At 61.5% G+C, this 16,230-nt stretch carries 13 protein-coding genes; 5 read left to right on the forward strand and 8 right to left on the reverse strand.

Going from position 1 to position 16,230, the window contains the following annotated elements; all coding sequences use genetic code 11:
- The 3 genes from IYX23_RS07140 to IYX23_RS07150 form a co-directional block, all read right to left on the reverse strand.
- Positions 1 to 224, reverse strand: a 224-nt coding sequence (locus tag IYX23_RS07140) for a methane monooxygenase/ammonia monooxygenase subunit C (RefSeq protein ID WP_246716554.1), incomplete at its 3' end; no start/stop codon positions are given.
- A gap of 588 nt (positions 225 to 812) precedes the next feature.
- Complete coding sequence (gene acpA / locus IYX23_RS07145; RefSeq protein ID WP_196392244.1) at positions 813 to 2,252, reverse strand: acid phosphatase; 1,440 nt, start codon at positions 2,250 to 2,252, stop codon at positions 813 to 815.
- A 116-nt stretch (positions 2,253 to 2,368) separates the two neighbouring features.
- A complete protein-coding gene (locus IYX23_RS07150) occupies positions 2,369 to 3,406 on the reverse strand; it encodes a cytochrome-c peroxidase (protein ID WP_196392245.1) in 1,038 nt (345 codons plus the stop codon).
- A 392-nt stretch (positions 3,407 to 3,798) separates the two neighbouring features.
- Here IYX23_RS07150 and IYX23_RS07155 point away from each other — a divergent pair, with 392 nt between their 5' ends.
- The 4 genes from IYX23_RS07155 to IYX23_RS07170 all read left to right on the forward strand — a co-directional run bounded on the left by IYX23_RS07155 (position 3,799) and on the right by IYX23_RS07170 (position 7,708).
- Positions 3,799 to 4,947, forward strand: coding sequence for a cytochrome c peroxidase (locus IYX23_RS07155; RefSeq protein ID WP_196392246.1), 1,149 nt, complete (start codon positions 3,799 to 3,801; stop codon positions 4,945 to 4,947).
- A 72-nt stretch (positions 4,948 to 5,019) separates the two neighbouring features.
- The gene (locus IYX23_RS07160) at positions 5,020 to 6,093 is read left to right on the forward strand and encodes a metallophosphoesterase (protein WP_196392247.1); all 1,074 of its coding nucleotides are present in this window, start codon (positions 5,020 to 5,022) and stop codon (positions 6,091 to 6,093) included.
- Between the two features lie 15 nt (positions 6,094 to 6,108).
- Positions 6,109 to 6,507 carry a cytochrome C gene (locus IYX23_RS07165; RefSeq protein ID WP_196392248.1) on the forward strand — a complete coding sequence of 133 codons (399 nt, stop codon included), beginning with the start codon at positions 6,109 to 6,111 and terminating at the stop codon, positions 6,505 to 6,507.
- Positions 6,508 to 6,613: 106 nt separating this feature from the next.
- Entirely contained in the window at positions 6,614 to 7,708 is a 1,095-nt protein-coding gene (locus IYX23_RS07170) for a helix-turn-helix transcriptional regulator (protein WP_196392249.1), read from the forward strand.
- A 586-nt stretch (positions 7,709 to 8,294) separates the two neighbouring features.
- Here the strand turns inward: IYX23_RS07170 and guaB are convergent.
- The 3 genes from guaB to IYX23_RS07185 all read right to left on the reverse strand — a co-directional run bounded on the left by guaB (position 8,295) and on the right by IYX23_RS07185 (position 11,332).
- Complete coding sequence (gene guaB, locus IYX23_RS07175) at positions 8,295 to 9,782, reverse strand: IMP dehydrogenase (protein ID WP_196392250.1); 1,488 nt, start codon at positions 9,780 to 9,782, stop codon at positions 8,295 to 8,297.
- Between the two features lie 326 nt (positions 9,783 to 10,108).
- Entirely contained in the window at positions 10,109 to 10,861 is a 753-nt protein-coding gene (locus tag IYX23_RS07180; RefSeq protein WP_196392251.1) for a YsnF/AvaK domain-containing protein, read from the reverse strand.
- Positions 10,862 to 10,921: 60 nt separating this feature from the next.
- Complete coding sequence (locus IYX23_RS07185) at positions 10,922 to 11,332, reverse strand: YsnF/AvaK domain-containing protein (protein ID WP_196392252.1); 411 nt, start codon at positions 11,330 to 11,332, stop codon at positions 10,922 to 10,924.
- A 285-nt stretch (positions 11,333 to 11,617) separates the two neighbouring features.
- Between IYX23_RS07185 and IYX23_RS07190 the strand changes: the two genes are divergently transcribed.
- Complete coding sequence (locus IYX23_RS07190; RefSeq protein ID WP_196392253.1) at positions 11,618 to 13,648, forward strand: adenylate/guanylate cyclase domain-containing protein; 2,031 nt, start codon at positions 11,618 to 11,620, stop codon at positions 13,646 to 13,648.
- Between the two features lie 40 nt (positions 13,649 to 13,688).
- Here the strand turns inward: IYX23_RS07190 and IYX23_RS07195 are convergent, their stop codons facing one another.
- Together IYX23_RS07195 and IYX23_RS07200 are read right to left on the reverse strand one after the other, a co-directional pair.
- On the reverse strand, positions 13,689 to 14,126 hold the full coding sequence (locus IYX23_RS07195; protein ID WP_196392254.1) for a nuclear transport factor 2 family protein: 438 nt from the start codon (positions 14,124 to 14,126) through the stop codon (positions 13,689 to 13,691).
- A 65-nt stretch (positions 14,127 to 14,191) separates the two neighbouring features.
- Complete coding sequence (locus tag IYX23_RS07200) at positions 14,192 to 16,018, reverse strand: ABC transporter transmembrane domain-containing protein (RefSeq protein ID WP_196392255.1); 1,827 nt, start codon at positions 16,016 to 16,018, stop codon at positions 14,192 to 14,194.
- Between the last annotated feature and the right edge of the window lie 212 nt (positions 16,019 to 16,230).

Genomic DNA, 16,230 nt, shown 5'->3' on the forward strand with positions numbered 1-16,230 from the left:
ATCAGCTCAAGCGGAATCTCGGTCCAAAGGATCGACATCCAATATGTCTGAAACTCCGGAGCGAACGAATCAAGGCCGGCGCGCCAGCCAAAAACCTGCTCGTAAATCCGGACGACCAGATAGAACCCGTTCAGAACGGCCAAGCCGATCCACATGCCCTTCAGGTCTACTACAGCTTCCGTGCCAGCAGCAGCGCGGGCTGCTGTGTCAGTCGTTGAGCTCATACCCTTCTCCTCCAATGTGCTCCCAGGGAATTGCGCGTGACCGGTATCGCTCCGCCTCCCACAACGGAGCCGCTTCGTCCTCGTTTCGTAAAGCAAAGCGAAAGCGCGTCTTCTTCTAAAAACACGCAAAACCGCCCTTGTTGCCGCAGCCTTCCCGAAAATCCCGGAAAATCCCCCGCCTGCGCGAGCAATCCCCAAAACCCCAGAACCCGGCTGCTTGTTGTTATCGGACGAAAACCGACGTCGCCGCCTAAGCCAAAATCCCCAGTCCGCCCCTTGAAAGAGCAGACCGCAGACCCAGCTCAGCGTGCCGCAACATTCCAATAACCCCCGATAATCACAATACCCATTAGTATAGAGCAAAACAATCTATCGAATAGCTAATGCAACCCTAGTGGGTAGTGTCACAACTGGCTATAAGGGCTGGGTAGGACTACGGAGGCGCTTGCACGGGTATAGAGTAAAGTTAATACTATCAGTTAGTTATGTTACGTGGTGCCATCGGCAGCAATTTTTTGGCGTAACCGTGGCTGTTTAGGCGGTCGCCTCGCCAGTTGGACAGAGCCTCTTGCAGAAATCGAGCGGAACTCACGGCGCGACTAGGGCGTTGCGCAGATCCGTCGCCCGCGCGTCGCGCTCGGAAAGCGGCGCAACGCCGAAACGGAACTCGATTGTGCGCAGCACCGAGAGCGTGTCGTATACCGTCTTGTCGACGAAGCCCTTCTTGGCGAAGGGAGAGATGATCAGCGTCGGCACGCGGACGCCGGGACCGTAGTCGTCTCTTTTGGGCGGCGCGACGTGATCCCAGAAGCCGCCGTTTTCATCCGCCGTGACGATGATCAGCATGTCGGCCCAATTCGGGCTCTTGCGCAGCCTTGCGACGACGTCCGCGACATGGGCGTCGCCGGCGGCGAGATCGGAATAGTCGGGGTGGCCGTTGAACACGCCGAGAGGCTTGTAAAAGCTCACCTGCGGCAGATCGCCTCCGTCAATCGCTTTGTAGAATTCATCGGCGTCCTTGAGGTTGTTGCGGCCGTTCTGGCCCGGCGCGTAATTGGCGAAATAGGCGAACGGCTGATGGTGAGTCTGAAAAAAGTCGGGCTTGCCTTCGCCATAAGGCTTGAGCCGACCCTCGACGACGTCGCGCCAGCCGCCCGCGTACCAGGCCCAAGTGACGCCTTTCTCGGTCATGCGATCGCCGATCGTCGGCAAATGCGACGGCGGAAGCCGCTCCTGCGCTTCCGTCTTGTCATGCTTTGACACCGGATTTCCCGGCTGCAGCGTGCCGATCGCCTCCAGCTTCTTGGTCAGCGGCGCGAGGTTCATATGGCGCGGCGGGCCGTCAAGCACGCTTCGCGGCGAGTCGGGCTGTCGAGCGCGAATGACGAGCGCCGCCCCCTTGGCGTCCTTGATGGCGTCGAGCTTCGGATCAAATTTCTTTTTCGTTGATTCGACCGGATTGTCGAAGGCCGGCGCGCAACCGCAGATCAGGAAGAAATGGTTGAGCATCGAGCCGCCGAACGCCGCGTGGAAAAAATGGTCGGCGAGGGTGAATTCCTTGGCCAGGGCCCATTGCTTGAGCTCTGAACCGTCGTAATAGCCCATGACCAGCGCGCCGGCGTTTGACGCCTCGACGAAGCGGTCCATTTTTCCGCCGTCGATCTGCTCCTGCTCGAGATAGAAGTCATGCACCGGATCCATGGTGTGGCCGTCGATGCCGACATAAGGCTCGAGGCGAAACGGCGCGTTGGGCAAACGTCGCGGGAAGCGATCGTCCCATCGGGGACGCGGCAGCGCAGTCAGCGGCCGTCCGTCGAAATCCACTTGCGGCGGGTGCTGCGCCGAGTTGACGCCCTCCGCGCCCGGAAACAGCCCGAACACATGATCGAAGCTGCGATTCTCAGTGAAGATCACGACGACATGGCCGATACGGGCGAAAGGATTTTCTTGTTCCTGCGCCCCAGCGCGCGCGCAGGTCGCGGCCGCATAAAAAACGAGTGAAATTACGAGCCGTCCGACAGCTTTCATTGACAGGCGCCCTCCGCGCGGCGCTGGGCCGCGCGGAGAATTTAATTGGCGACGCCGCACCAATTGTGACGGCGCCGTCTTCTTTTCATCTTAACAGGTCCTTCGCTCGAGCCCGCTTACTGGGGAAGCGGCGTGTCCTTGGTGCGTGGCGGCAGCACGGGATAGACCGCCTTCGGCTGGTCGCCATTCAGAGTCCCGAGGAATGCGACGATCGCCTTGATGTCCGGATCGGAGAGAGTTTCGCCGAGTTGGTCTTTGGCCATGAGATCGACCGCCTCTTCCAGGGTCCAGACAGAGCCGGTGTGGAAGTAAGGCGCGCGCAAAGCCACGTTGCGCAACGGCGCAGAGCGGAAGACGAAGTCGTCCGCCACGTCATTGGTGACCTTGGAGCGGCCCTTGTCGGCGACGGGCATGATCTCGACGCCCGGCTTTTGAGCGACGCCGAAGGGGAAATAGCCGTTGCCGCCGATGTTGACGCCGCCGTGACAAGCGGCGCAGCCCTTGTCGATGAAGAGACGCAGGCCTTTTTTCTCAACGTCATTGAGCGCGTTGACGTCGCCCTTCAGGAACTTGTCGAATGGCGCATTCGGCGTCGTCAGCGTCGCCTCAAAAGCCTCGATGGCCTTCGCCATGTTGTCGAAACTGACCGGTTTCGGGTCGGTCGGAAAGGCGGCCTTGAACTCCGCGACATAGGCCGGCATGCTATTCAGCATCTTTTCGACCTGCGCCGGCGTGTTGTTCATTTCGACGTCGGCCTGGACCGGGCCTTTTGCTTGCGCCTTAAGGTCGACGGCGCGCCCATCCCAAAATTGCGCGACGTTGAACACGGCGTTGAGCACGGTCGGCGCGCGGCGCGGTCCCTTCGCCCAGCCATGGCCGATCGACGTCGGGCCGGCGTCGACGCCGCCGGTTCCGAGATTGTGACAGCTGTTGCAGCTGATGATCTGACTCTTCGAAAGTCGCGGATCGAAAAAGAGCTTGTTGCCGAGGTCGATCTTGGCGGGCGTGATCTCGTTGTTCTTGACGACGCTCGCGACGCTCGCGGCGTCGATCGGCTTGAAGACCGCATTGGCGTCGGCGCGCAAATCGCCCGCGACGGCCATGGCCGGCGCCAGCAGAGTCGCTGCGAGCGCGGCGAACCTGGTCAAATACATCCCTTACTCCTGCAGTTGATTTGCGGAGGCGCTGTTTCGCGTTGCGACGAACGGCCTCTCTGCGGACGTCAGCTATCACAGCCAGGCTGGCGGCGGAAGGGCGCATGGGAGGGACACTGTTCAAAAACAGTCCAGTGTAGCATGAACACGACCTGAAGAGCGCAGCGCCACGACGAATTGCCAAGCACCGACCAAGCACCATATCGGGCGGTTTATTGCGCCACCCTAATGCAATGCACAATCATTACTCGCGATGATGGAATATTCGTTTGGCGAGTTCTTTGACGAGCGCGCCGAGCGTCACAGCCATGACTTGCCCTGCCGCTAAAAGCAGAGCAAACTTAACGTGAAAACAAAAGCCGGCGAGAAGCCGAGCGGTCGCGGAGGGGCTCATGGCGCGCGTTGCTAATGTTTGGAAATCCGTTGAGACGACGCTTGTTGCGCTTCCGCTGGCGGCGCTACTCGCCGCCGGCGGTTGGGCGATGGCCGAGCCGCTCGGCCTGCCAAAACTCCCGGTCCCGGCGGACAATCCGCAGTCGCCGGAAAAGATCGCGCTCGGCGACAAGCTGTTCCATGACGCGCGCTTCTCGATCGACGGCACGGTGAGTTGCTCAACCTGTCACAACGACAAAAAAGCTTTCACGGACAGTCCGCTGCGGGTTTCCGAGGGTCACCATAAGCTGACCGGCACGCGCAACGCCCCATCGGTCATCAACGCGGCCTACTACACCTCGCAGTTCTGGGACGGACGTTCGATCTCGCTGGAGGATCAGTCGCAGCACCCGATGGTCAATCCGGTGGAGATGGGGCTGCCCGATCACGAGCCGGTGCTCAAGATCGTTCGCGAAGATCCCGCCTATGTCGAGGGCTTCAAGAAGGCGTTCGGCAAGAGTGGCCGAGACGTGACGATGGATGACGTCGAGAAGGCGATCGCGAGCTTCGAGCGCACGATCATCTCGGGCGATTCGCCCTTCGACAAGTGGTATTTCGGCGGCGACCGCAACGCCATCAGCGATCAAGCCAAGCGCGGCTTCGACCTTTACGTCGGTCAAGGACGCTGCGTGTCCTGCCACGCCATCGAACAGACGCAGGCGCTCTTCACCGACAACAGGTTCCACAACATCGGCGTTGGGATCAACCGCATTCAAGGCGACGTGCCGCGCCTCGCCGCCGAATTCCTCAAGGCGAAAGCGGCGGGCGCGTCCGTCGACAAGACGGTGCTCGCCGATCCGAAGGTTTCCGAACTCGGCCGGTTCGCGGTGACGAACTCCTTCGATGAAATCGGCGCCTTCAAGACCACGACGCTGCGCAATATCGCGGTGACCGCGCCTTACATGCACGACGGTTCGCTCAAGACGCTCAAAGACGTCATCAAGCATTACAACGAGGGCGGAAAGAGCCCCGGCGATCCGACGCCGGTCAATCCCTATCTCTCCGGCGGCATTCGGCCGCTGGATTTGAAGGATCAGCAGATCGACGATCTCGTCGCTTTCCTGGAGACGCTGACGAGTCCTGCTTATGTGACGGCGCAGACAAAATAGCCGCAAGACCAAAGCGCAGGAGAGAACAAGCGGCGTCGCCAAGAAAGCGCCAAGCCGCGAGGGAGGATAGAAATGACCAGACTCATCACCCGACGCAGCGTCATCGCCGCCGGCGCCGCCGCCGGAACGCTCACGACCCTGCCGATCTCCATGGTGCGCCTCGCCTTCGGCGGAACGCGCGAGGATTTCAGCTTCACCTATATTTCCGATTCGCACATTCAGCAGATCAAAGGCGCGAGCTTCGTGCGCAACTGGGACATGGGCCTGAAGCGCGCCGTCGCCGAGGCCAATCTCATTACGCCGGAAGCCGATTTCGTGATGTTTGGCGGCGATCTCGCGCAACTCGGCAAGAAGGAGGAGCTCGACCACGGCGCCGAGATGCTTTCGCATGTGAAGGGCAAGCTCCACTGCGTCATGGGCGAGCATGACTATTATCTCGACCTTGGTGAATATTGGTCGAAGCTCTACGGACCGCAGTGGTACAGCTTCGATCACAAAGGCGTCCATTTCGTCGTGCTGAACTCGATTCTCACGACCGACGATTGGACGTTTCATCGTTGGCCGACGGCCGAGCAGCGCATGCTCGAAATGGCCGGACTCGATAATCCAAACGGCTCGCCGTTCATGGTCGGCGAAAAGCAGCGCGCCTGGCTCAAGGACGATCTCGACAAGGTGTCCAAGGACACGCCGCTCATCGTCTTCTCGCATTCGCCGCTACAGAAAATCTACAAAGGCTGGAATTTCTGGACCGACGACGCCGAGCAGGTGCAGGCGTTGTTGCAGCCGTTCAAGTCCGTCAATGTGATCTACGGCCACGTGCACCAGATCCAGTACAATCAGATCGGCAACATCGCCTTCAACGCGGTGATGGCGACGGCCTGGCCCTGGCCCTATCCCGACACCTATGCGCAGGCCGGCGCGCATGTGCCGGTGCTCACGGTTCCGATGAACCGCGCCGATCCGTTCTTCGAACGCGACGCCACTGGTTGGCAGATGATCGACGTCAACTCCGGCCGCGTCACCGCGCGCTACCAGCTGTGGGACAACCAGGAGCGCGTCGTCGGCTACGATCCGAAGCTCGGAAAGCCTGTCGACAAAAAATATCAAGAGGCGATCGTCCGCAAGGCGCCGCAACTGCATTACTAGTCGAGGAGAATGACGATGCGCCGCTTTACGATTGCGCTTGTTTTAGGCGCTGTGCTGCTTTCGCCGGCAACGTTCGCCGACGAATTCACGGGGACAGACGTCGACCGTTGGCAGAGCGAATTTGATTCTGTGGCGAAGAAAGGCCGCGAGCTTTGGACCAGTGGAGCTGTGGGCACCAACGGCGTCGCCTGCGCGCAGTGCCATCCGAACGCCGCCAACACCCACCCGGAGACCTATCCAAAATTCCAAAAGCAGCTTGGAAAGGTCGCGCAGCTCTTTGAAATGGTGAACTGGTGCATCAGAAATCCGCTGCAGGGAGCCGCGCTTCCGGCCGATGATCCGAAGATGACGGCGCTCGTCGCTTATATTCATAAGGAGCGCAAAGGCGTCGCGATCGACGCCGGCAAGCACTGACCAAATTCGCGGCCGGCTGGAACCATCTTGCCGGCCGCACGTTTGCATACGGTTTATTTCAAAGCGCACGCGCCTTTAGCGCGACCGCCAACAAGAGATATTGAAGATGGTTCAAGAACTCATCGATCGTATTTACGAATGCTCCTTCGCGCCCGACATGTGGCCCGACGTTCTCGACGAACTCTCACATCTTGCCGAGGCGCAGGGCGGCGTGCTCTTCGCGGCCCGAGAAAAAGTCTCCCACTGGACGGCGTCTCCGGCGATCTGCGAACATGTCGAGAACTTCATGCGCGGGGACTGGCTCAGCAACTGCACGCGGGGCGGCAGGCTGTTCAGTCGCCGCCATCCGGGATTCCTCACCGACGACGACGTCTATACGGCGGAGGAGCTTGAGCGCGATACGAACTATAGCGACTTCCTGCGGCCACGCGGATTGGGGTTCAGCGCGGCGACGGCGATCTCGCTGCCCACCGGCGACACCGGCATTATTTGCCTCGAACGGTCGCATAACCGCGGACCCGTCGAGCCGTCCGTCATCCGCAAGCTCGATGAATTGCGGCCGCACCTTGCGCGCGCCGCCTTCCTCGCCACGCGTCTGCAGCTCGAGCGCGCCCGCGTCGCCGGCGAAACCTTCGCGCTCATCGGCCTCCCGGCGCTCGTGCTCGACGAAGACGGGCGCGTCATTTCCGCCAACGATCCGAGCAATGCGCTGACCAAATATGTCCGCTGGCGCGCCCACGACCGCGTGTCGCTCGTAGACGCCGCCGCCGACGGGCTGCTGCGTCAGGCCATGGACACGCTCGACGACGATCTTGTCGGCGCGCCGAAATCCTTCGCCGCCCGGGCTGGCGAAGACGAAAGTCCGATGATCGCCAATCTAGTGCCGATTCGCGGCCCGGCGCGCGACATTTTCGTGCGTTGCGCGGCGATTATGGTGATGACTCCGGTCGGCTCGCAGCAGGCGCCGGCGATCGAGCTGGTCCAGTCGCTCTATGACCTTACGCCGGCCGAGGCGCGCGTCGCGCGCGGCCTCGTGGGGGGCAAAACGCTCGAGGAGATCGCCACCGAACAATCCGTGTCGCGCAACACTGTGCGCACGCACCTACGCGGCGTGATGGAAAAAACCGGATGCAACCGCCAGGCTGAAGTGGTCGCGCTCCTTGGCGGGCTCGCCCCACTCAACGCGCCGAGAGGCGGATAAGCGTATACATTTGATTTCAAGGAATTGAGGGCTGGCCTCATCCGTTTGGATGATGCTGGCCCTTTTGTTTCGTCTTAACGTTTTCTCGAACGTCGGGGGGGCGGACGAAATTGCCGCGGACGCTTCAGTAACTCGGGGTTCGATACTACGCGCTCAATTTTCAGCCTGCCTTTTTGAGCCCAATTCTTTCAGCAGCCCTTTTGAGCTTAAATTTTGAGGGCCTTCGCGAGGCCCTCTGTTTCCCTACGTCAGCTCGAGGAAGCGCTCGGAAATCAAAGTATTGGAGCAGGTTCTCGTCGAAAAGGTCTGCCAACTTTTTTGGAACCTGCTCTCGGCGAATACTTGAGCCACGCTTCAAAAAAAACCCCGTCATCATCAATTCGAATGACGCGGAGGAGCGATTTTGGTCGTAGTTTTTTTTCATGAACAGTGAGGGGCGCAAGGAGTTAGACGAGCGCAAATGCTCTCATTGTTCGCTTATCTGGCGCTCACTTCTCAGGTGATACTTTTACCAGGATGTTTCCTCCTCGACTTTTCTCCCATCTCTTAGGGGCCGTTGCGCGGCCCCCTTTTTTTGCTCAGCGTATTAGACGCCCGTAGGATAATTCGGGCTCTCGCGGGTGATCGCGACGTCATGCACATGGCTCTCGCGCAATCCGGCGTTGGTGATGCGCACGAACTGCGCGCGCTCCTGGAACTCCTTGACCGTCGGCGCGCCCACATAGCCCATCGCCGCGCGCAGGCCGCCGGCGAGCTGGTAGAGGATCGGCGCAATCGGGCCGCGATAGGGCACCTGTCCTTCGATGCCCTCTGGAACAAGTTTGAGCTGTTCCTTCACATCGCCCTGGAAATAGCGGGTCGCCGACCCTGCGGTCATCGCGCCCACTGAACCCATGCCGCGATAGGCCTTGAACGAGCGGCCCTGATACAAAAACACCTCGCCGGGCGACTCCTCGGTTCCCGCGAACAGCGAGCCGATCATGACGACGTCGGCGCCGGCCGCGATCGCCTTGGCGAGGTCGCCCGAATATTTGACGCCGCCGTCGCCGATCACCGGCACGTCGGCTTTGCGCGCTTCGTCCGCGGCCTCCATGATCGCGGTGAGTTGCGGAACGCCGACGCCCGCAACGATGCGCGTCGTGCAGATTGAGCCGGGGCCGATGCCGACTTTGATCGCGTCGGCGCCCGCGCCGATCAGCGCCTTGGCCGCTTCCGCGGTGGCGATGTTGCCGGCGATGATCGAGACCTTGTTCGACGCCTTCTTGACCCGCGTCACTTGGTCGATCACCGACTGCGAATGACCATGCGCGGTGTCAATCACCACGCAGTCGACGCCGGCGTCGATGAGCTGGAGCGCGCGCTCGAAGCCGTGGTCGCCGACGGTCGAGGCGGCGGCGACGCGCAGCCGCCCTTCATGATCCTTGCAGGCGTAAGGATGTTGCGTCGCCTTCTCAATGTCCTTGACCGTGACGAGGCCGACGCAGTGGTAATCCTCGTCGACGACGAGCAGTTTCTCGATGCGATGTTCGTGAAGCAGCCGCTGCGCCTCCGCCTGCCCCACGCCTTCTTGGACTGTGACGAGTTTTTTCGTCATCAACTCGGCCACGGGATGGCTGCGATCCTGGGCGAAGCGCACGTCGCGATTAGTCAGGATGCCGACGAGCTTGCCCCTGCCGCCGTCGCTGGCGCGCTCGACGACCGGTATTCCGGAAATGCCGTGGCCAGCCATCAGCGCAAGCGCATCGGCGAGGGTTTCGTCCGGGAAAATGGTGATCGGGTCGATCACCATGCCGCTTTCGTAGCGCTTGACCTTGCGCACTTCGGCGGCTTGCGCGGCGGGCGACAGGTTCTGGTGGATGACGCCGATGCCGCCCGCCTGCGCCATGGCGATCGCGAGACGCGCCTCGGTGACGGTGTCCATTGCGGCCGAAACGATCGGCAAATTGAGCGTGATCTCGCGCGTCAGCCGGGTCGTGACATCGACGGCGGAAGGCATCACCCGCGAATGGCCGGGCCGCAGCAACACGTCGTCGAAGGTCAATGCTTCGGTCAACGTGACGGGCGATTTGGCCATTGGCGCCAACTCCTCTGAGCGGCGATGCAAGCGTCAGCCGCGGGATGGAAATTTGACGGCCTGCGCCGTCTGGGGTTGGCGCGTGCTCATAGCATTATTCAGGAGGAAGGCAAATGACGGGCGCCACGACGCGGCAGCAGTCGTTCGGCTCGTCGCGACGCCGGATGCGGGAGAGTGACTGTGATGAAATAGACATCGCTCCGTTTGCGATGCGACCGTTCTCGACAAGCGTGCGGTGGTCCCTGCTTTCCCACCACGTACGCGTCTTGGGCCGGATCGCGGGTCCGATCCGGCCCGACGGGCGAGCGCCCTTTCCAGCGAGCGCGTCAGCGCCCAGGGGCGCCGCGCCTGCGCGCTTCTTCGCTGTCGTCGGTTTTCTCGACCTTTACCTCGTCGTGACGCACGGTATCATGCACATTTACAACTCGTTCCTCGGCCTGCTTGCGCAGAGCGATCTCCTCAACGATGCGAGCCTTCTTGCTCACGACCGGCTCCTCGTGCCGCTCGGTCGCCTCGATCGTCTTCTCGCTGAAAACGTCTTCGCCGGATTTTACAGGGCGATCGACCGGGCGGCGCTCGAGCGTCACTTTTTCGTCGCGCAACTGCACGCTCTCGTCGACCGGCTCCTCGACGGTGTACCGGCGGAGCCGCGTCCGCCCACCCCCGACGTCGCGCTTGCCGACAGTAAGCTCCTCGCGGGCCAGCTTCATGCTATCGACATTGTCGCCCGCACGCGCACCAGGCTTGGACGCCTCCGCTGTCGCGTCGCCGCGCTCATCGATGTCGATTGCGCCGTCGCGCTCGAGAATGGCCATAACCGGCTTGGCGTTGCGCTCATGCACGTGAACCGCGACGATATCTCGGCCCGCCTCGATGCTGCGGTTGTAAACGTCGCGGTCGTTATTGGTGGTCTGGCCGCCAAAGAGACTGCTCCAGAAGCCGCCATCCTCGCGGCCGCGCGTCTGGCGGTTGTAGGTCTCGATCGCCTCGCGCGGCACGCCATTCGCGACCAGGTCGTTCACAGCCGCCTGTGCATGAGCGGTGCTGTCGAAAACACCAATGATTTTTTCATAGGCCATGGTTTCTTCCTTTCCAGATGTTGATGTTCGTGACCCACTCCTCGCATCGAGGCTCGCTACTCAGCGGTCCTCGTCCGAGGCAGGCGGTCGCTGGGTGACGACCGCCTGCTGCTCGCGAAGCGGCGCCGTTTCTCGATGACGACGCTCCTCGACAACTCGCCAGATGCGCACTTCTTCCTTCAGCCGGAGGCGGCGCTCGATCACGATCTCCTCCTCGACGACGGGGATCACCGTCACGTCGCCGTCGCGTCGGACCTGGGGCGCAGTGGTCACGACCCGGTCCACAGGAACGCGTTGCACCTCGACCCGTTCGATGCGCACCGGCTCGTCAACGACGGCCGGGCGCTCATGCGTCACGACGTCCACGCGAGTCGTGGCGCCGCGCACTTCACGCTTCCCAACGATCAACTCCTCCCGCGCAAGCGGCGCGCTATTCACCTTCTTCCCTCGATCTTGCGGATCTCGTGTCATCTTGTTCGCCTTAGCAGGCGGCTCAACGAGGCTTCACCGTCCGGCGGTGAAACTGCGAGGATGCGCCAGTCGCGACCTAACAGTTCACGGCGTCATCGGTTCCGATCCATCTAGTCGATTTTCGTCTTCCGGCGCGCCCGCGCTCCGCATCTGCCTGACGAATGAACAAAGGATAACGACGCGCGCGTGCTGCGAAACTGACAGGCGCACAGGGCTTCGCGCGCACAAAGCGCAGGAGAATTTGCTATGTTCTCCAAGAATTGACGATTGGAGCGCGAGAAGATTATGCGCCTTATTCAACTTAGCTTTGCTTCACGCCTGGTTGCGTTGGTCGCTGCGCTGAGCGTCGGCGCGACGCTGATGTCGTCGATGCTGCTCTCCTGGTCCAACTATCGCGCCATGCTCGCCGAAGCCGAAGTTGAAGGCGAAAGCGTCGCGCGGCTTCTGGCGCGGAGCGCAAGCCTCGCGCGTGAACTTCCGCTGGAAGTCGAGCAAATGCTCTCGCAGCACATGATCGTCTCGGCCGAGCTTCTGGCGCAGTTTATCGCCGCTGCGGAAAAGGCTGGCATGTCGTCCGCCGAGATAAGGAGCCGGCTGAGCGCAATCACCAAGAAAACCGTTCTCGACGAGTTCTGGGTGACCAACGAAAAAGGCTACGCCTACATTCACGGCAACAACAACGCGGACTTCCAATTCAGCGCATCCGCCGAGGAGCAGCCGCAGGCGCATGAATTTTGGAAACTGTTGAGCGGCAAGACGGACAAGGTCGTCCAGGACGCCAGGAAGCGCGAGATCGACAATGAGCGATTCAAATATGTCGGCGTGCGCGGCGTAGACAAGCCGCGGATCGTGCAGGTCGGCTACAATGCGCGCATTCTTGAGGACGTCGACGAACAGATCGGCCTTCCGCGCGCCATCGATAACCTTCTGGGCAGCGGCGAAATCGACGCGATCTTCGTCTTCAACAAGGATTCGAACCTGATCGCCAGCCCGAAGGCCGCACGTCTCAACAACGGCCGCGATCGGCTAACGGACGAGGAGCTGGCGCCCGTCCGCACCGTTATCGCAAGCGGGAAGCCAAAGTCGGTGAATGGCGTCGGCAAGCTCAGCGTCATCTCCCCGATTAGTGCCGATAACGGCGGCGGCGCCATCGGCGCCGCTCTGATCAGAATGCCGACGGCGCGACTGAACAGCGTGCTCGCCTCGCAGATCGAAACGGCGCTCGGGATCGCTTTGGCCGCAACCCTGCTCGGCGGCGGCATGGCGGTCTGGATCGCGCGAAAACAGACGGCCCCTGTCGTGGCGATCACCAAGGCCGCGCATAATGTCGAGCGCAGAGCGTTTACGCCCGGCGAATTGTCGGATGTCGAGGAGCGCACCGATGAAGTGGGACAATTGGCGCGCGTCTTCAAGAAAATGGCGCTCGACTTTCTCGATCGCGAACGGACGCTCGACGCACTCGTGACCCAACGAACCCAGGCGCTCCAGGAGCGAAATACGGAACTCGAACGACTGTCGGCGCGCCTCTCGAAATATCTTTCGCCCCAGCTCTACGGCACGCTTTTCAAGAACAAGACCGTCGCGTCCATTTCAGCGAAGCGCAAGAAGCTGACGATCTTTTTTTCCGATGTCGTCGGATTCAGCGAAATGGCCGAGCGGCTGGAATCCGAAGACATCACCCGCATGCTGAACGATTTTCTCAATGAAATGGCGAACCTCGCGCTAGCCTATGGCGCCACCATCGACAAATATATCGGCGACGCGGTCATGATATTCTTCGGCGACCCGGAGACGCGCGGCGTCAAGGAAGACGCCGTGGCTTGCATTTTCATGGCGCTCGACATGCAGGCGATGACCCGACAATTGGAGCGCCGATGGCGCGAACACGGCTTGGATCAGAGATTCCAGATCCGCATCGGCGTCAACACGGGTTATTGCACCGTCGGCGATTTCGGCAGCCAGGAGCGGATGGATTACACTATCGTCGGTCATCAGGTGAATGTGGCCGCTCGACTTGAGCAGTCGGCCGCGCCGGGCGCAGTTCTCATCTCTCATGAGACGATGACGCTCGTGAGCGACGCGATCGAAGTCGAAGAACAATCTCCGCTTCATGTGAAGGGCGTCAGCGGCCCGATCCGCACATATAAGGCAATTCGCAAAAAGGCGCCGTCCATGACGGAGGTCATTCACGAGGAGCGTGAGGGTCTAAGCGTCGACGTCGATCTCCTGAAAGCCGATAAGGACGAGGCGATCAGTCTGCTGAAAGCCACGATCGAGCGCATCCGTTCAACCGGCGGCGACGTGTTAAACGGCTAAGCTATATCTTCTCGCCGATTGAAAGCGCGACTATCGCCGATCAGGCCGGAGCGTTCGCTTGCGCGCCTTCAATCACAGCGGCGGTGTCGTAATATTCGAAGAACTCGACCGCCTTTCCCGCCGCGTTGAAACGCCAAACGTCCACCTTGGGCGTTTCAACGACCTTGCCGGTGAGCTTGAATCGCCATGCGCAACGGCCAATGGCGACGACGCGTTCACCTTCCGCCACGAGATGATCGACGGCGTAATAGACCATCTCCCAGTCGCGCGTGAGTTCGCGCAGGTAGCACGCCACGCCATCACGCGAATGCCGGGTCTTGGTGAAGGACAGCGCATCCGGGCGCCCCTGCGCCAATGAGCCGAAATTGATTTCGTCGGCAAGGATGCTCAGCCAATGATCGACGCTGGCGCCCTTCGTTTCATCCCACGAACGATAGGCTTCCTTCAAAATCGCGGCGTTGCGCGCTTCTTGCGACATGACGAACGCTCCAGCTGAAATAAAACGCGAGGCTACGTCGTTTCAGCTGGGTCAACAAGCCGCCCTCAGGCGGCGGCGCCGGCGCGGTCGGTGTCGAACTGCAGTTTCGCCAGCCGCGCATAAAGGCCGCCGGCGGCGGTCAGACTCGCGTGCGTGCCCTGCTCGACGATGCGGCCTTCGTCGATCACGATGATTCGATCGGCTTCCAACACCGTCGCGAGACGATGGGCGATGACGAGGCTCGTGCGCCCCTGCATGACGTCATGCAGCGCCGCCTGCACCAAAGCCTCGTTCTCGGCGTCGAGCGCCGAGGTGGCTTCGTCCAGGAGCAGCACCGGCGCGTCGGCGAGGATTGCGCGCGCAATGGCGAGACGCTGGCGCTGCCCGCCGGAGAGCGTGACGCCGCGCTCGCCGAGCAGCGTGTCGTAGCCCATCGGCAGCGCCATGATGAAATCGTGCGCCTGGGCGCGCTTCGCCGCGGCGATGATTTCTCCGCTCGACGCGTCGTCGCGGCCGTAGGCGATGTTTTCAGCGACGGACAGTCCGAAGATCACCGGGTCCTGCGGAGCGAGCGCGATCGCCCGGCGCAGCGCCACGGGATCGAGATCGCGCAGATCGACGCCGTCCAGAGTAATGGAGCCGGAGTCGACGTCGTAGAAGCGAAGGAGCAGCGCAAAGGTCGTCGATTTGCCCGCACCGGACGGCCCGACCAGCGCGACGCGCTCGCCGGGCGCAACGACGAGGGAGAAATCCTGCAGCGCGGGTTTATCCGGCGCCGTCGCATAGGCGAAGCGCACATGATCGAAGGCGATGCGTCCCTGCCAGCGCGCCGGCGGTGGAGTCGGCCGCGCCGGGGCCACGATGCGCGGTTGAATGGAAAGAATTTCGGCGATTCGGCCGGCGGCGCCGGCGGCGGCGGAGAGTTCGCTCCAGGTCTGAGTGAGCTCGCCGAGCGAGCTCGCGCCAAGCACCGCGTAGAGAACGAACTGGGACAGAACGCCCGACGTCATATGTCCGGCGAGCACGTCCTGGGCTCCCAACCAGAGCACGCCGACAACGCTCGTGAAAACGACCAGAATGGCTCCGGCGGTCACGATGGCGCGAAGCAGCGTCGCGGCCTGCGCCGCCTCATATGCGGCCACCACCGCGCGTGTGAACCGCGCCGTCGTCGACGCCTGCGCGCCGTTCGCCTGCATGGCGCGCACGGCCGAGAGATTTTCCCCGGCATAGGCGGAAGCCTGCGCCAGAGTGTCCTGAGCGGAGCGGGAGCGCTGACGCACCGCCCGGCCTGACGCGATGAGCGGTAGAACGATGATCGGGATGGCCGCGAGCGTCATACCGGCAAGCTTGGGGCTCGTCGCCACCATCATGACGATTGCGCCGAAGAACATGAAGAGATTGCGCAGCGCGACGGACGCCGACGAGCCAAAGGCGGATTTCAGCTGCGTCGTGTCGGCGGTCAGCCGGGAGAGTAGCTCGCCTGTCTTCGCCGTGTCGTAGAAGGCGGCGTCGAGAGCTGTGAGATGTTTGAAGAGATCGGCGCGCAGGTCGGCCACCACATGCTCGCCGAGCGTCATAACGAAATAGTAGCGGGTGCCAGATGCGATCGCGAGCGTCGCGGCGACCGCGATCATCGCGCCGAAATAGGCGTTCACCGCGCCAGCGCTGTCGGCCGAAAAGCCGTGGTCGATCATGCCGCGCACGGCCAGCGGCAAGGTGAGAGTCGCGCCCGCGGCCATGAGGAGCGCGACAAAAGCGAACACGATCGTTCGCTTGTAGCGCAGCGCATAGGGCAGCAAGGGCCGAAGCGGAGAGAGTGTGGCTTTCAAACCGCGATCCGGTTTGCGCGCCACGGGATCGACGGAATCGACGTCAGCGTTCTTTTTTGTCATCGGCAGGGGGTATAACGTCCGTGTTCGACGAAAACGAATTGAAGCGAGCGCTCCGCGACCGAAACCGCCGCAGAAGCGCATTGAAATCGAAATTTCTTTTTCGCTACTGAACGGCGAAAATCGTATCAATCGCCGAATGTTTTTACTTATCATTTAGTTACATGCGCGACATCCTGTCGCATGCGCAATTGACTCAGCGCCAACTTGTGCTA

The organism is Methylocystis sp. L43 (genome assembly GCF_015709525.1).
Lineage (GTDB): Bacteria > Pseudomonadota > Alphaproteobacteria > Rhizobiales > Beijerinckiaceae > Methylocystis.

Excerpts from the sequence above, each read along its gene's own strand:
- acpA (WP_196392244.1), bottom strand. The coding sequence starts at position 2,252 with ATGAAAGCTGTCGGACGGCTCGTAATTTCACTCGTTTTTTATGCGGCC.
- IYX23_RS07150 (WP_196392245.1), bottom strand. The coding sequence starts at position 3,406 with ATGTATTTGACCAGGTTCGCCGCGCTCGCAGCGACTCTGCTGGCGCCG.
- IYX23_RS07155 (WP_196392246.1), top strand. The coding sequence starts at position 3,799 with ATGGCGCGCGTTGCTAATGTTTGGAAATCCGTTGAGACGACGCTTGTT.
- IYX23_RS07160 (WP_196392247.1), top strand. The coding sequence starts at position 5,020 with ATGACCAGACTCATCACCCGACGCAGCGTCATCGCCGCCGGCGCCGCC.
- IYX23_RS07165 (WP_196392248.1), top strand. The coding sequence starts at position 6,109 with ATGCGCCGCTTTACGATTGCGCTTGTTTTAGGCGCTGTGCTGCTTTCG.
- IYX23_RS07170 (WP_196392249.1), top strand. The coding sequence starts at position 6,614 with ATGGTTCAAGAACTCATCGATCGTATTTACGAATGCTCCTTCGCGCCC.
- guaB (WP_196392250.1), bottom strand. The coding sequence starts at position 9,782 with ATGGCCAAATCGCCCGTCACGTTGACCGAAGCATTGACCTTCGACGAC.
- IYX23_RS07180 (WP_196392251.1), bottom strand. The coding sequence starts at position 10,861 with ATGGCCTATGAAAAAATCATTGGTGTTTTCGACAGCACCGCTCATGCA.
- IYX23_RS07185 (WP_196392252.1), bottom strand. The coding sequence starts at position 11,332 with ATGACACGAGATCCGCAAGATCGAGGGAAGAAGGTGAATAGCGCGCCG.
- IYX23_RS07190 (WP_196392253.1), top strand. The coding sequence starts at position 11,618 with ATGCGCCTTATTCAACTTAGCTTTGCTTCACGCCTGGTTGCGTTGGTC.
- IYX23_RS07195 (WP_196392254.1), bottom strand. The coding sequence starts at position 14,126 with ATGTCGCAAGAAGCGCGCAACGCCGCGATTTTGAAGGAAGCCTATCGT.
- IYX23_RS07200 (WP_196392255.1), bottom strand. The coding sequence starts at position 16,018 with ATGACAAAAAAGAACGCTGACGTCGATTCCGTCGATCCCGTGGCGCGC.